The sequence below is a fragment of the Synechococcus sp. KORDI-100 genome (assembly GCF_000737535.1).
In the GTDB taxonomy this organism is placed as follows: domain Bacteria; phylum Cyanobacteriota; class Cyanobacteriia; order PCC-6307; family Cyanobiaceae; genus Parasynechococcus.
This window is the reverse complement of the sequence record NZ_CP006269.1, coordinates 1,838,288-1,850,879: the sequence shown is the minus strand read 5'-3', so window position 1 is coordinate 1,850,879 and position 12,592 is coordinate 1,838,288. Positions and strand designations below refer to the sequence as shown.

The 12,592-nt window shown below is 56.9% G+C and carries 23 protein-coding genes; 9 read left to right on the top strand and 14 right to left on the bottom strand.

Annotation, left to right across the window (positions count from 1 at the left end; translation table 11 throughout):
- The first annotated feature begins 26 nt into the window (after window positions 1–26).
- Window positions 27–299: a Nif11-like leader peptide family natural product precursor gene (locus tag KR100_RS09355; RefSeq protein WP_038545113.1), complete on the top strand. Its 273-nt coding sequence runs from the start codon at window positions 27–29 to the stop codon at window positions 297–299.
- A 256-nt stretch (window positions 300–555) separates the two neighbouring features.
- Here the strand turns inward: KR100_RS09355 and KR100_RS09350 are convergent, their stop codons facing one another.
- From KR100_RS09350 to KR100_RS09335, 4 genes are read right to left on the bottom strand one after another with little or no spacing between them, the layout of a single operon-like run.
- A complete protein-coding gene (locus KR100_RS09350) occupies window positions 556–1,347 on the bottom strand; it encodes an ABC transporter ATP-binding protein (RefSeq protein WP_038545111.1) in 792 nt (263 codons plus the stop codon).
- Window positions 1,340–1,768 (bottom strand): NUDIX hydrolase, encoded by a 429-nt coding sequence (locus tag KR100_RS09345; protein ID WP_038545108.1) that lies wholly within the window; start codon window positions 1,766–1,768, stop codon window positions 1,340–1,342. The genes KR100_RS09350 and KR100_RS09345 overlap by 8 nt, the downstream gene beginning before the upstream one ends.
- Window positions 1,765–2,244: a hypothetical protein gene (locus KR100_RS09340; protein ID WP_038545106.1), complete on the bottom strand. Its 480-nt coding sequence runs from the start codon at window positions 2,242–2,244 to the stop codon at window positions 1,765–1,767. Before KR100_RS09340 ends, KR100_RS09345 begins: the two co-directional genes overlap by 4 nt.
- A 36-nt stretch (window positions 2,245–2,280) precedes the next feature.
- Entirely contained in the window at window positions 2,281–2,832 is a 552-nt protein-coding gene (locus KR100_RS09335; protein ID WP_038545103.1) for a hypothetical protein, read from the bottom strand.
- A 187-nt stretch (window positions 2,833–3,019) separates the two neighbouring features.
- On the opposite strand from KR100_RS09335, the gene KR100_RS09330 reads away from it, so the two are divergent.
- Entirely contained in the window at window positions 3,020–3,214 is a 195-nt protein-coding gene (locus KR100_RS09330) for a hypothetical protein (RefSeq protein WP_038545101.1), read from the top strand.
- A 31-nt stretch (window positions 3,215–3,245) separates the two neighbouring features.
- Here KR100_RS09330 and KR100_RS09325 read toward each other — a convergent pair whose 3' ends face one another.
- From KR100_RS09325 to KR100_RS09315, 3 genes are all read right to left on the bottom strand, one after another.
- A complete protein-coding gene (locus KR100_RS09325; protein ID WP_038545100.1) occupies window positions 3,246–3,524 on the bottom strand; it encodes a hypothetical protein in 279 nt (92 codons plus the stop codon).
- A complete protein-coding gene (locus KR100_RS09320; protein ID WP_038545099.1) occupies window positions 3,525–4,205 on the bottom strand; it encodes a peroxiredoxin-like family protein in 681 nt (226 codons plus the stop codon). It lies immediately after the preceding gene.
- A 148-nt stretch (window positions 4,206–4,353) separates the two neighbouring features.
- On the bottom strand, window positions 4,354–4,584 hold the full coding sequence (locus KR100_RS09315) for a hypothetical protein (RefSeq protein WP_038545098.1): 231 nt from the start codon (window positions 4,582–4,584) through the stop codon (window positions 4,354–4,356).
- Between the two features lie 385 nt (window positions 4,585–4,969).
- Between KR100_RS09315 and KR100_RS09310 the strand changes: the two genes are divergently transcribed.
- Window positions 4,970–5,161, top strand: a complete 192-nt coding sequence (locus KR100_RS09310) for a hypothetical protein (RefSeq protein WP_038545097.1) — start codon at window positions 4,970–4,972, stop codon at window positions 5,159–5,161.
- 71 nt (window positions 5,162–5,232) lie between these two features.
- Window positions 5,233–5,730 (top strand): hypothetical protein, encoded by a 498-nt coding sequence (locus KR100_RS09305; protein ID WP_038545096.1) that lies wholly within the window; start codon window positions 5,233–5,235, stop codon window positions 5,728–5,730.
- A 66-nt stretch (window positions 5,731–5,796) separates the two neighbouring features.
- On the opposite strand, the gene KR100_RS09300 is transcribed toward KR100_RS09305, so the two are convergent.
- Window positions 5,797–6,360, bottom strand: a complete 564-nt coding sequence (locus tag KR100_RS09300) for a PAP/fibrillin family protein (protein ID WP_038545095.1) — start codon at window positions 6,358–6,360, stop codon at window positions 5,797–5,799.
- 18 nt (window positions 6,361–6,378) lie between these two features.
- On the opposite strand from KR100_RS09300, the gene KR100_RS09295 reads away from it, so the two are divergent.
- Genes KR100_RS09295 through KR100_RS09285 form a run of 3 tightly spaced genes read left to right on the top strand, consistent with a single transcriptional unit; the run spans window position 6,379 to window position 7,694 of the window.
- The gene (locus tag KR100_RS09295; protein ID WP_081858897.1) at window positions 6,379–6,816 is read left to right on the top strand and encodes a hypothetical protein; all 438 of its coding nucleotides are present in this window, start codon (window positions 6,379–6,381) and stop codon (window positions 6,814–6,816) included.
- Window positions 6,813–7,034: a chlorophyll a/b-binding protein gene (locus tag KR100_RS09290; protein ID WP_037990714.1), complete on the top strand. Its 222-nt coding sequence runs from the start codon at window positions 6,813–6,815 to the stop codon at window positions 7,032–7,034. Before KR100_RS09295 ends, KR100_RS09290 begins: the two co-directional genes overlap by 4 nt.
- A 3-nt stretch (window positions 7,035–7,037) precedes the next feature.
- Window positions 7,038–7,694, top strand: a complete 657-nt coding sequence (locus KR100_RS09285; protein ID WP_038545094.1) for a class I SAM-dependent methyltransferase — start codon at window positions 7,038–7,040, stop codon at window positions 7,692–7,694.
- A gap of 30 nt (window positions 7,695–7,724) precedes the next feature.
- Here the strand turns inward: KR100_RS09285 and KR100_RS09280 are convergent, their stop codons facing one another.
- On the bottom strand, window positions 7,725–8,198 hold the full coding sequence (locus KR100_RS09280) for a DUF427 domain-containing protein (RefSeq protein WP_038545093.1): 474 nt from the start codon (window positions 8,196–8,198) through the stop codon (window positions 7,725–7,727).
- A 185-nt stretch (window positions 8,199–8,383) separates the two neighbouring features.
- Between KR100_RS09280 and KR100_RS09275 the strand changes: the two genes are divergently transcribed.
- Window positions 8,384–8,569 carry a hypothetical protein gene (locus KR100_RS09275; protein WP_239420303.1) on the top strand — a complete coding sequence of 62 codons (186 nt, stop codon included), beginning with the start codon at window positions 8,384–8,386 and terminating at the stop codon, window positions 8,567–8,569.
- A gap of 4 nt (window positions 8,570–8,573) precedes the next feature.
- Window positions 8,574–8,987, top strand: a complete 414-nt coding sequence (locus tag KR100_RS09270) for a molecular chaperone DnaJ (protein ID WP_369793788.1) — start codon at window positions 8,574–8,576, stop codon at window positions 8,985–8,987.
- A 1-nt stretch (window position 8,988) separates the two neighbouring features.
- Here the strand turns inward: KR100_RS09270 and KR100_RS09265 are convergent, their stop codons facing one another.
- From KR100_RS09265 to KR100_RS15015, 5 genes are all read right to left on the bottom strand, one after another.
- Window positions 8,989–9,090 (bottom strand): hypothetical protein, encoded by a 102-nt coding sequence (locus KR100_RS09265; RefSeq protein ID WP_038545089.1) that lies wholly within the window; start codon window positions 9,088–9,090, stop codon window positions 8,989–8,991.
- Between the two features lie 19 nt (window positions 9,091–9,109).
- Window positions 9,110–9,640, bottom strand: coding sequence for a DUF1543 domain-containing protein (locus tag KR100_RS09260; protein WP_038545088.1), 531 nt, complete (start codon window positions 9,638–9,640; stop codon window positions 9,110–9,112).
- On the bottom strand, window positions 9,641–10,858 hold the full coding sequence (gene chrA, locus KR100_RS09255; RefSeq protein WP_051847439.1) for a chromate efflux transporter: 1,218 nt from the start codon (window positions 10,856–10,858) through the stop codon (window positions 9,641–9,643).
- A gap of 90 nt (window positions 10,859–10,948) precedes the next feature.
- The gene (locus tag KR100_RS14480; RefSeq protein ID WP_051847436.1) at window positions 10,949–11,479 is read right to left on the bottom strand and encodes a hypothetical protein; all 531 of its coding nucleotides are present in this window, start codon (window positions 11,477–11,479) and stop codon (window positions 10,949–10,951) included.
- A 97-nt stretch (window positions 11,480–11,576) separates the two neighbouring features.
- Window positions 11,577–12,476 carry a methylglyoxal synthase gene (locus tag KR100_RS15015; protein WP_071839881.1) on the bottom strand — a complete coding sequence of 300 codons (900 nt, stop codon included), beginning with the start codon at window positions 12,474–12,476 and terminating at the stop codon, window positions 11,577–11,579.
- Window positions 12,477–12,592: the final 116 nt, after the last annotated feature.

Below are 12,592 nucleotides of genomic sequence, written 5' to 3'. Positions count from 1 at the left end.
AACAGCACATACGCCGTCCATCACTAATGTCAGAAGAGCAACTCAAAACCTTTCTAGAAAAGGTCAAAAGCGACACCAGCCTTCAGGAGAAGCTCAAGGCAGCAACGTCCCCTGAAGCTGCTGTTGAAATCGCCAAAGATGCAGGGTTTTCAATTACCGCAGAAGATATTCAATCAATGCAATTGGAATCGGTAGAATTGTCAGACGAGGAGCTGGAAAGCGCAGCTGGCGGTGGCCGAAATCCAGGTACAAACACCATTATTTGCACACAGTACGGTCAAAGAGGCTGTGGGTTTTGATATGTCAGTGTTTTGGTGGTTGATCTGGACAAACAGCAATATAAGACCTCAAAGCCCCTGCACTGACAGGGGATTTTTATTGCTTCAATAGTCTGACTACAACCCCATAAATCAGCCTTCAAGCCCTGGTGAGGTTCGGATTGATGAGCGGAAGCCTTGTTCCCAAACGGCTCCAGCAGAGGTCCTAGGCATGGGTCACTTCTAACAGTCTCGTTGACAACACCTTGACAAAAGTGCCTCTGATGTCAATGCAGGTCTATGCAGATCCAGGTAAGGCTTGACGGAAGCCGTTCTTTTCAACTACTTCTAACGGCGTTTTGAACAGCTCGCTCAGTTCTTTAGATCTCAATAATTCAGTTGTGGAGCCGCTTTTCGCGATTGTGCCGCCATCCATGAACACAACCCGCTGCATCTCCGGAACGATGGTGTCGATGCGATGGGTCACCTGCACCAGCGTGGTGCCGCCTCGGCACAGCTCCCGCAGCGTTCTCAGCAGTTGGTGGCACGCCTTCAGATCAAGGGCTCGACTGGGTTCATCAAGCACCAACACCTCGGGAGTGTGGACGAGGGCGCGAGCAATCATCAGCCGGCGTCGCTGGCCATCGGAGAGCTTTCCGAAGGGTTGATCCGCGATCGCGCTGAGATCCAGTCGTGCCAGCAGCGCCTGGGTTGCGGCGATCTGCCCGGCCTCAGGTGATTGATCACGACCCAGTCGCATTGATCCGAACAGGCCACTGAGCACCACCTCCAGGGAACTGATTCCAGGCGGAAAGCGGGTTTCCAGTTCACTGTTCACCACGCCGAGCCTGCGGCGCAGGTGCCAGAGGTTCACCGTGCTGCTGCCGAACAACCGGAGGTGGGATTGCGGCGTCACGATCGGATACAGGCTGCGCTCGATCAGCTTCACCAGAGTGCTTTTGCCCGCCCCGTTCGGCCCCAGGACGGTTGTCGACTCACCCAGCCGGAGCTGCAGGCTGAGGTCGCTGATCACAGGACGTCCGCTCAGCCTGGCCTCGACCCGTTGGGCATCGAACCAGATCTCAGCCATCGCCGTCCGAGATCAAGCGCTCGATCACGATCTGCAGCCCGGGAGCAATCGGTCGGTGTTCTCCGCAGTGATCACTCCACACCTGCCCGCGCTGCATTTGCTCGAGGCTGACGAGTTTGAGGTCCTGACCTTCGAGCAGTTGCAACTGAACCAGGGGGACATCAAGGCATCCACGGAAAACATGGGTGATCCGGATGCCGTTGTCGTGACTGAACCAAAGCTCCAGTGGCATCCGCGGCGTCCAATCGATCTCCTCCCGGAGCTCCCGCATCACGGCGTCGGTGGCTGTTTCGCCGGGATCAAGGTGTCCTCCGAACAATCCCCAATGGCCTGGGTAGATGATGGTGTCGATGTCGTCGCGCAGCTGCAGCAACCACTGGCCATCACGCTCAAGCATGGCCAGGGCCACGGCGTAGGTCATTGCGAAGGCAACGCTGATTTCATCCATAGCGCCAGCCCGCCGCCTCGACCGCGTGCCGTGAGCCATTGCCCGTCAGCTGTTGTGGCGATCAAGGCGAAAAAGGGCTGGCGTTGGCGTGGTGGTTCCGGAATCGAGCGGTTGAGCAGGGTGATGCCGCCGAGCATCAGCTTCACCGTGTGGAAATGGAAGACCAGCAGGGGGCGCGAACCGCTGAGTCTTGCTGGCCCTTCGAATCGCAATTGCAGGGCTCCCAGCACCACCTGGTTGACGATCTCCCAGCCATCGTCGCTGCTTGAAAGGCTGAACTGGGCCCCGAGGCTGCGTAACAGGGGATCGGTACCGGGTGATGGTCGATTCCCGTCCCGTGTCCAGGTCTGTTTCAGCCGCCAAACGCCAACGAGAGAGGTCGGTTGGATCTCACTGCCCTGGCTGCGGGCGCTCTGCTCGAGCGCGAGGATGGTCTCGGCATTGAACATGGCCCGGCGTTTTAGTCATCCTCGTTGTTTGAGCGATCAGGCGTCCTGTTTTTCAACGTAGAAATAGGTCAGGCTGAGGTTGGCTCGCAGGTTGCGCTCCTCGCGTTCGCTGATGACGGCACCTTCTTCGATGTCGTGTTCGCCGCAGACGTAGCCAGCCGTGCTCGTGAACAGCGGTCGGCAATCCCGCCGGAAACGTTCCTCCTTGATGATCACATTCACCTTCTCAACATTGGTGGTGGGGATGGAATCCGTGGACTTGGTTGAGAAGAATTTGTCCAGGCAGGCCTTGTGCTCATCTGCGCTTTCGATCGTTTCCAGCATCTTCAGGCATTTCTCCCGTTCACCAGCTTCGATTTCAAGCATGGCGTTGGTGTCATCGTCCACCTCAGATGGGTCCCTTGGCACGTCCAGGAGTTGTGATCGACGCAACCGAACCGTGTAGATCCCGCCATCCTTGATCCAGTTTTTGGCTGCCTGACTCGCTTCTTCCTGGCTCTCAAAGGTTTGATTACGCCCGCTGCCTTCGGCGTAGTGGTGCAGGCCGCAACCTCCCGTCAGGGACAGGAGGGCAACTCCGAGAAGCATGCAATTTTGTGCTTTCCTCGGAGCCATTACTCCCCTTTTTCTCCATTTTGACTAGCAGAATTAGCCCAGGAGGTATCAAAACGATCAATTTTCTTTCTTTCGAAGAATTTTTCGTTGCCACGTTGAGACTCCTCGGCGTTGAGAGCCTGAGAGACTGTTCAGCTCGCACCATTCGGTTGTTCTGTCGATGGAGTCTGAACCGCGACGCACGCCACCGCTGACTGATCTGCTGCTCAGAGGACTTCGGATCGGAGCCAGCACCATTGCGATCGTGGAGCTGTTGCGCAGTGACTGGTTTGGTGGCAGTCTGGCCAGCCTGGCCTGGTTGATCTTCGTGCAGGTGGAGAGGCGCCGGGCGTCGCTCGATCAAAGTGACACCTGATCGGGTTGATCAGGCTGAATGAGTCCTGTGATCAGCGTTGATCCCAGATGTTTTCGCAGCGTGCTTTTTTGTACTGGCGTTTGGCCAGCCTGTAGTCCTTGGTCTGTTGCGACAGGAGCTCGCTGGCTTTGGTCTCCATGTCTTCATCCAATCCGGAGGCGATCAACGCCCGGTTGATGCTCATTTCACGCCCCAGTTTGTTCATGGTGCGTTTGATGAATTCGCACTCCGTCATGGACAAGGACGGGGTTGAGAGTCCCATTCCTGCTCCGATCAACAACAGGATTGCGACGAGTGGTCTTGCGTTCATTCAGAGGTAAGCATCCAGGAAGCTCAAGGGTCGGCCCATCGTTTCTGAGAATCCGAGAATGCCCTTATCGCGGTGAACATAGAGAAGTGTGTTGTCGCTCTCAAGCAGGAAGGTGCCACCTCTTTGGGCCATGTAGCGGTCGTCCGGCACGTACTGCTTCCAGTGTCCCAGCGCTTCCACCATGTTGTTGAGTCGCACGGTGGCGAGCTCGAACGGCCGCTGAAAGCCATCTCCTCCGGCAAAGCGAAACAGAGAGTTGTCAAAGCGCTGTGGTGCATTTCGATCGCCCCGGTACCCCCGAAACACTTCTGCCAGGGTTCCTGGAGATCCGATTCCCGTACACATCAGCAGCAGGTCTGGCCAGGCTCCCGCACCACTGTTCAGTCCTTCGTACAGCCCGCAGGCACGATGCAGGTCCGCATTTCCCTCCGTCTGTAATTGCTCTCGTGGAAAACCTGTGAACTCGCAGAAACGATCGCCCCCTTGCTCGTCGCCAATGGCAAAAGCCTGAACGGTGATGCCGGCGCGGTGAATGGCCGGCAGTGCCGGCACAAGGGCCTGGGCGTACTCCGTGGAATCGAAATCGCCGAGTTGTGTGAACAGCAGAACCAGCCGTCTTTTGCCCTGCTCCATCCCGGTGATGCCAGTGATCCGTTGCAGCAGGGCGCTTGGTGTTTCCACAGTGTTCGATCTTGGCGCTGAGGGAGTTGGGGCATCCTGGCCGACATTCTTCGGCAGGGCTCAGAGCGGGGGCAACAGCACGGCGACAGCCAAGTCGTTACCGGATTGGACGGCCGTTGCCCATTGGTGTGCATGCATAGCAAGGCGTCTAGGCGCCGTCTTCATGGGCGCAGACCCCCAGATAGTCCGGGCAAGGTCCTTCCCCTTTGGCAACGTTGATTCCGTTGTCCAGGGAGCAAATGAGTCCCTGGCCCGTGTCGGTCACGTTGTTGGCAGGGCCTGGGGCTTTGAGCTGCGCCATGGCAGGGGTGGCCGTGAACAGCAGCAAACCAATGGAAATGTTGACCATTGTTCTCTTGTGAAGAGCGAAACGTGGCATTTCAGTGTTGTTGCTTTGCTTGCAATCTCGGGCCGTTGAGACGATTCTTGTTGCGCCCGCAGGGGTCGCGATTTAAGTGAAGGCCCTGAAAAACTGACTGAATCATTGCCATGCACGGAAGACCTACGCCATCAAAGCCATGACATTGGCATCGACAGTTCAGAGACAATTGGGTTTTCCAATCGCCATCTCGACGTTGTTTGCGATTGTCAATCCGGATGCAAGTGTGGCAGATGCGTCATTTCGCTACTGCGTACCGGGCACACGCTGCGTTGAGTATTCAGTTTGCTTTATCAATAACGCGCAATAACCTTGCGCCTATGGGAGTGGTGGTGCCATTTATGGCGGAATTAACTTCGACCATGGTTACTTTTCTGTTGAGTGGTTGAGCGATCAGTCGGCAGCATTTACCTATGGAAAGAACCAAGAATTCAAAGCCGATGCTGTGATTTCTGTTGAGGACGGTTTCCGAGTGTTTCTGTTGAATGATGGAACGACGGTCCGCTATCCGGCCAGCGGTGGACGGCGCAATGCTCTCAATGGCACTGCACCCACCCATCGTCCAGTGGTTCATTAGGAACGCACATCTTCTGAGAACGTGATGGGCGCTGGCTGCGGCCGGATCATCTCATCCAGCAGTCCTATTGAATGGCTCAAAAGGTTGTAAAAATTCAATTTTTTGAGGGCTATCGTTCAACGTCTGTTCAGTGGTTTTGCGCCGTGAAAACATTGGTTTTGCTGTTTGGTTTTTTGTTGTCTGCACCAATCCATCCTGTCCAGGCGCAACAGGTCCCACCAAGTGACGAGGAGATCACTGAATTCAACAAAACCTGGCTTGAGGCCGTTGATCGGTACTCGAACAACAGGGAACTCAGCGAGGTGATTGGCACCTTGCAGAGTGTTGAGATGACCAATCACCATTGCTCCTTGATTGAGGAGGGGATTGTCGGACCCGACAAAATAGATGCGCTCCTGGAGACGTATTACCTGAAGGTTTTTGATCACCCGAAGCGCGACATGGTGATTCATATGACATCGGCACTCCTGCAGGATTTCATTCTTTTTCCTGAAGAGGTGGTGAGGCTTTGCGACCCGATTCGTAATCTGCCCAGATTCTCGGGGCTTCCGACGAGCCCACCTCGGTAACGCGTCCTGCGGGTGGAATGTTGCTTTAAACGCTATCGCGTCTCAGGGCAATAGGTCCTGGGGCCTTCACGCGTCTGCTTGTGCCACCCTGCTGTCGAAGAATTCCTCGAGATTGAGGTCGTCGCGTCGCAGCAACGCGAAGGTGGTGCCGGCATTGCCGCGGCAGATGCGCAGTTGCCGGTCCAGCACGGTGATGTCCAGCCAGGCCGGGAAGCTTTGCTGCACCTCACGAAGCAGTTGAAGGCGGTTCCCACCCGGTAGCTGGGGCCCCACCCAGCCGCCGCGACGGAAGAGCACCTCCACCCGTTGCTTGTCCAGCTGGCGGATGTCGGCCTGCACGCTGATGCCGGCCATGGCTGCCAGGGGCCCGCGCAGCCTCAACAGGTTGCAACCACGCCCCCGCTCCGGATCGAGCACCTGGAGATTGTCCAGCCAGGGTGCCTGCTTCAGCCAGGGCTGCGTTGAGCTGCTCCAGCGCAACTCCCAGACCCCTGCAAGCAGAGCGATGTCCTGATTGAGATCCGCTGCCTGTTCCGCTTCAATGGCCCCAACGAGGCCGGGGATGTCCGCATCCTTCGGTTGGTGTTGCAGCTTGTCGATCAGCTGATCACGGGTCTGTGGCACGGTCATCCCTGTTCCCTTACATCCATGCTCATGGGTTTGATGGCCATCCGGCGTTGTTTGTCTGTTGTTGCCGTTGTTCCCTGGCTGGTTGTGGGACCAGCTCTGGCCAAATGGTCCCCCTCTGCGGAGCCTGCGGCCTGGCGCTCTATTCGTCAGGACCTTGAGGCGTCAGAACGTCTGGAACCGAATGGCTGGATCTTCATCGATGCCATGACCAATCCCAAAGCAGAGGCAGCGGAATATCTGCGCGACCTCGAGCGGCGCGACAACACAGTGCTTTTTCTCGCTGCCCTGTTGCTTCGGCGTCAGGATGAGCCGACCTGGACCGTGCGTCTGATCCGGATGCGGGCCCTCTGTGACCAAGGCGCTCTGGAACGCCGTGATGCCTCTGATGCCTGGACGACTTATCCCGGTCGCGCCGGAACTGCCGGTAGGGTTCGCTGGATCTGTTCTCAGGCATGACTCAGCCCCAGTTCAAATACGAGGCACCGGAGCGCTTTGGTGAGTCGCTCACCACGGCACGTCCCTGGAACAGCACGGCCCTGGAAGCGGTGGAACGGCTCAACGGCAGAGCCGCGATGGTGGGGTTTATCGCTGCGCTGATCGGCGAGCTGATCAGCGGACGGGGAATTGCCGGTCAGCTTGCTGGCATGGTGCGCTGGTATCTCGATCTCGGCTGAGCAATGGCGGTCGTCCGGGTTCTTGAAGACTCCCAGCGTTACAAGCTGGATGGCAGCGACGATGCGCTGTTCTACAGCGAACCGCGCTTTGTGCATCATCTCGATGCCGGTTTCCGCGAGCGGCTCACGGATCTGTATCGCCAGCGGATTCCTCCTTGCGCAGTGGTTCTTGATCTGATGAGCAGCTGGGTGAGCCATCTACCTGAAGATGTCGACTATCAGAGCGTCGTTGGCCATGGACTCAATCAGGAGGAACTGGCTGCCAATCCACGCCTCGATCGTCATTGGGTGCAGAACCTCAACAAAGATCAGCGTCTGCCGCTCGACGATGCCAGTGTCGATGCCACCTTGATCGTGGCTGGCTGGCAGTACCTTCAGCAGCCGGAAACCGTTGCATCGGAGCTGCTTCGCATCACACGTGCGAACGGCACCCTGATCGTGGCGTTCAGCAATCGGATGTTTTTCACCAAAGCGCCCCAGGTGTGGACTGATGGGGACGACCGCGAACACCTCACCTATGTGGCCCAGGTGCTGATGGCCCAGGGTTGGCCGAAACCTGAGATCGTGGCCGAGCAGACCCGTTCTGCAGGCGTTATGGGCCTGCTGGGTGGCAATGGCGATCCCTTCTTTGCGGTTGTGGCGCGCAAGCCTCTCGGTTGACCTGGCCTGCCCTGAACTGAACTGATTGGATCAGATGAGTTCAGGGTGATCGGGATCGCCTTTGAACGGTCCTTCCACTCTGCTGGTGATCCAGCCTCCGTAGAAACCGCCTTGCTGGGGCGTCACCAGCTCGTCATTCACCCAGCAGCCATCCATTCTCTGTGGATAGAGCGCAAACCATCCGGCCATATCCCGGAAGCGTTCCGACGGGCTGAGGTAGGTCCACACCGCCCGCTCGAGCGTCCTGTCCCCGACAACAACATTGAAATAGCTCGCCACACCTTTCCACTCACAGAAGGAGGGGCGTCCACCCACCGCTTTCAACATCTCTCGGCACATCGCGTCCGGTGGCAGGTAATAGGTGGGCGGATGAAAGGTTTCCAGAACACGCAGACTTCTGTTTGTTTCCACAAGGGTCTTTCCAAGAGCAACGACGCGAATGTGCTCGTCACTGGGCTCGAGGCGGGGCGGACGCGGGTAGTCGCAGACGCGTTCTGGTGCCATCAAAATCCTTTCGCTGACCTGCCGAAGATGCTGGCAGAAAGCAATGCATTGATGTGCTGATTTTCATCCTGAAGGGATGCTGAACAATCAGCGCAGCACTTAACTCAATTCACCCTTTTGGGGGATGGACGTGGGATGTGTTTAAGGCATGGTTGAGGCATTCGCATCCCTGTATGACGTTTACATTGCCCGGTGTTTTGCCCTGGACGTTTCGTATTGTCCTGATCGGTCAGCAGATCGTGCTGGAGGCCACCTCTGATGGTCAGAGACTCAGCAAGATTCTTGATCCAGCCTCCAGTCGCATCCGAAGCGGCTACGACCTGATCGAAACGCCACAGTGCGCTCTGATCAATGCTCCGTCCGTGATTTGACGGCTTGCAGCGCCAGACCTCCTGGCCCGGGGCATGCGATCAGGCATTCTGGGCCACTCCCGAGGATCGATCTGTGGCAGACAAAGTAGGGTTTGGAGGCTCCGGCAGAGGTTTTGCAGGTGCTGCCTCAGGTGGTGCAAAACGCGGCAGCAAAGGCAGGCGCAAGCCTGGAACATCCAACCATCGCCGTGAAAAGTGCCCGATGGGCCGTGATCCTGATCTCAAGGCGATCAAGGCTCGCCAGGCCCTTGATCTGCCGCTGACCGGACGTTTGAGTGAACAGCAGGTGAAGCGGGCCCATAAGCAGCTGGCCGTGCAACACCATCCGGACAAGGGCGGTGATCCAGAGACGATGACGCGATTCAACAACGCCCGTGATGTTCTGCTGCAGCCAAAGATGGAGGCCATCGCGGGTTGAATCAGCGGGATTGGCTTCGACCCAGAACCAGCCAGCAGATCAAGGCCAGGCCGCTCAGGCTCACCACGGTGTAAATCCAGTCGGCATAAGGGGTCCAGAACATCACGTTGTGGCTTGGCAGCTCAGATCACCCAGTACCCATACCAATCCGGTGTGTCTGGGCTGGAACTTGATGCATTGTCGGGCGTGAGCACCACCTGCCAGGCCCCGTTGCCGTCGATTGGCAATAGATCGTCGATCCCTGTGTTCGGATCGAGCGGGTGGAGATCATCCTTGTGAATCTGCTCCATCCCATCAAGCCACTGCTTTTTGGCCCTGGCTTTGGCGGCCTGGGATGAGCGTGCTGCCACAACCCCGAAGCGGTGTTGCTCCGCCATCTCTGCAGGGCTGTAAGCACCGAGATTGACGAACCACAACTTCATGGCCTGTTCCGTGGGAGCAGCATTGTTCCTGCTGATCGAGACCTGATAACCGTCGACTGCTCGGATCCTGCGATAGCTGTCGATATGCAGGCCGCGGCGTGTACCAAACCACTGGCGTTTGAGCTCTGGGATGGTGTCTTCAATGCTGTCGCCGACCACCCAGCGAACGTCGTGCAACTCCACATGGCAGCCTTTGATGCGCCCCCCCAGAACGACGAGAAACAGGTCCACCTACCTCAACCATCCATACAGAACGCCAATCAGCAGTGTGATGCCGATGAGCGGTAGCGATTTCATTCTGTCGCTGATGCTCAGACCCAAGGCCGCGACGAAGAGCGGAAGCTGCACCAGAGGTGCTCCTGTCTGCAGCGCGGTCAGCGTCAATGGCAAGGCAGCGCCGCCTACGGCCCCGGGAACACCGGCCGTTAACCCGGCGAGGAAGGTCTGGACCGGGGGCTGCTGTCGCAATCGTCGAAGAATCGGTGTGCCCACAAGGATGAACAGAAAGCTCGGTAAGAAGATGCCAAGCGTTGCGGCGGTTGCACCGAGCAACGCTGATGGGAGATCTCCTTCAGCCCAGCCGGCTTGGTAACCCACAAAGCTGCACGTGAGAACGACCGGTCCAGGTGAGATCTGACCGATGGCCACCCCATCAAGAAAGCCCGAGGCATTGAGCCAGCCCCGCTCCACCACCTGCCGTTCCAGGAGCGGGATGATCACCAGGCCGCCTCCGAACACCAGCAGCCCGGCTTTGAAAAACACGCTGAACAGACTGGCCATCAGGCCGGTTGCTTGGGCACTGGCCTTATTCGTCAGCCCGGATAGCCATGGCAGCTGCAGCGCCAGGAGAAGTGGCGGCAGGATCATCCTGGCTTCATGGTTTTCATCCGATCGAGTGCGCTGGGTTGTGACCAAACGGCTCAGGCCAGCAAGCAGCAGCAGCTGGCCGACCGGCAACGGTACGGCTGCGAACAGACTCAGGAGCATGCCTGCCATCACCAGAACCGCTGTCGCGATCTGCCAGGGAGCGTTGCGTTGGCTGACCAGCTTCCAGGCAAACGACCAGATGATGGCGGCGATGACCGGTTGCAGGATCTGCAGGGTCGAGGTGAAGCTCGGCATGGTTTGACCTTTGCGCCAAAGCTCACTCAGCACCAGCACGGACAGAAGCCCTGGCAGCAGAAAGCAGGTACCACCGACGATGCCGCCGACCCAGCCGCGATGCAGCCAGCCCAGGTAAATCGCCATCTGGCTGGATATCGGGCCAGGCAGGGCTTCACAGAGCCCAAGCCCTTCATCGAATTGCTCTGGATCCAGCCATTGTTTGTTCTCCACGATTTCGTCGCGCAACAGCGCAACATGGGCCTGGGGGCCTCCGAAACCGAGGGCCCCGATGCGCAGGAAAAGGCCGGCAAATGCCGGCCAAGAGCTGACCGCTGAAGAGCTCATGCAGCGTGCTCAGAGATCAGGATGGTGGCATCAAGCGCCTGTTGACTAAAAAGTATCAACAACCGAAAGGAATGAGAGCGGGTCGCTCTGCTATTCGCTGCTTAATTCTTCCGAGAGTCGAGGAGTTGGAAAAACAACATTTTTCTTGCCTTGATTAACAACGTCACCTTTGCTTAGTGAGACATCTTTGACGACCGCCATCTCTTTCCCTTTGTATTTGGGGATTGTGTCACCGTTAACAGTTGACACCTTAAGGTTTTTGTAGATTTTCTCCTTGACGACAATTTTGTCGCCATTTTCATAATCAGTGATCACGCTGTGACCGGGGTTTCCGTCTTCGAGCTGGAAAAAGAATTTATCCTTTCCAGTACCACCTGTGAGAGTGTTTTTGCCATGATCTCCGGCCAAGTGGTCATTACCGGATCCTCCAATGAGGGTGTCGTTACCGTCATCCCCAGCAATGGCATCATTGGCGCCAAGGCCATCGATTTTGTTTGCTTTGCTGTTGCCAACGATGAATTCACCCTTGTCTGTCCCTTTGCAAGATTTTGATTTGCAAACTTGATCCGGAATAAATTTCAGAGCTTCGTCTGGCACATGTTGCTGCCAGTCGTAACTCATGGTGATAGGTGTTTTTGTGAACAACTAAGCTATAGCTACCCCAACACCATTTGGCAGGTCGTTTGAATCACATCCAGGCAATCGCGAACGATCCGAATCATCGTGCCGGCTGCTCCACCACCTTCTTCTGAGCACTCTTGTATTTTTCCAGCACGCGGTTGGGAATGGCAGGCTCTTCCGGGTGGTCGACTAGCAGGTAGTTGAGTAGAGCCGCGGCACCACCGGGGTTGGTGGCCATCGGCACCTGATACACATCGCAGAGACGACCTAATGCTTCAATATCCGCATGGTGGGGATGGGCAGAAAGAGGATCGCGAAAAAAGATCAGCCCTTTGATGTTGTTTTCCGAGATCATTTTCCCAATCGCTTGGTCACCGCCAAGCGGGCCCGATGCCAATTTCTTGGAGATCATCAGTCCTACTTCTTTATACAATTTGATTCCAGTGGTGCCAGTCGCTACCAGATGAAAGCGTTTGAGTTTCTCTGCATGGGCCTTGGCAAACTCCATCAGGCTTTCCTTCATCTCGTTGTGCGCCACGAGGCCGAGGTAGCTGCGGTGATCCACAAAGCCCAGCCCCTGCTTTTCGTGCATTTCCTGGATGTAGATGTCTGAGAAATATTGCTTGAATTTCCGCGAGGCCACCGGCGCCGCTACCACCAGTAATCCGTAATGTTCGATCGACAGACGCCCGATCACCACTGGTTCTGTGGCCACGGCATTGGCATAGTGGCTGCCTTCATCGGTGAGCATGCTTTTGCCGAGGAATTCACCGGCATGGAGCAGATCGAGTTCCACATCGCCAAGCATGCGACGCACCTCCCCTGAAATCAGCAGCATCAGGCTGCAGGCAGGTGTGCCCTCCCGCATCAATGTCTCACCAGCCGGGTGCTCTTCAATTTGGAGCTGACCGGCCAAGGAGGAAATTTCTTCCCTTGAAAAGCTTTTGGGAAGCTCGCTCTTGGCCATCATGAAGTCGGTGAGTTCGTCGATCCCCATGGCCAATGTGCTGCGTTGGTCTCAATTCCAACGTAGTCATGCCTGCAGGGGTTGGCCGAACAGGTGGTGCTCTCTGGCTGGAGACACGATGTCGAGCGAGCGCATCAACAGTGCTT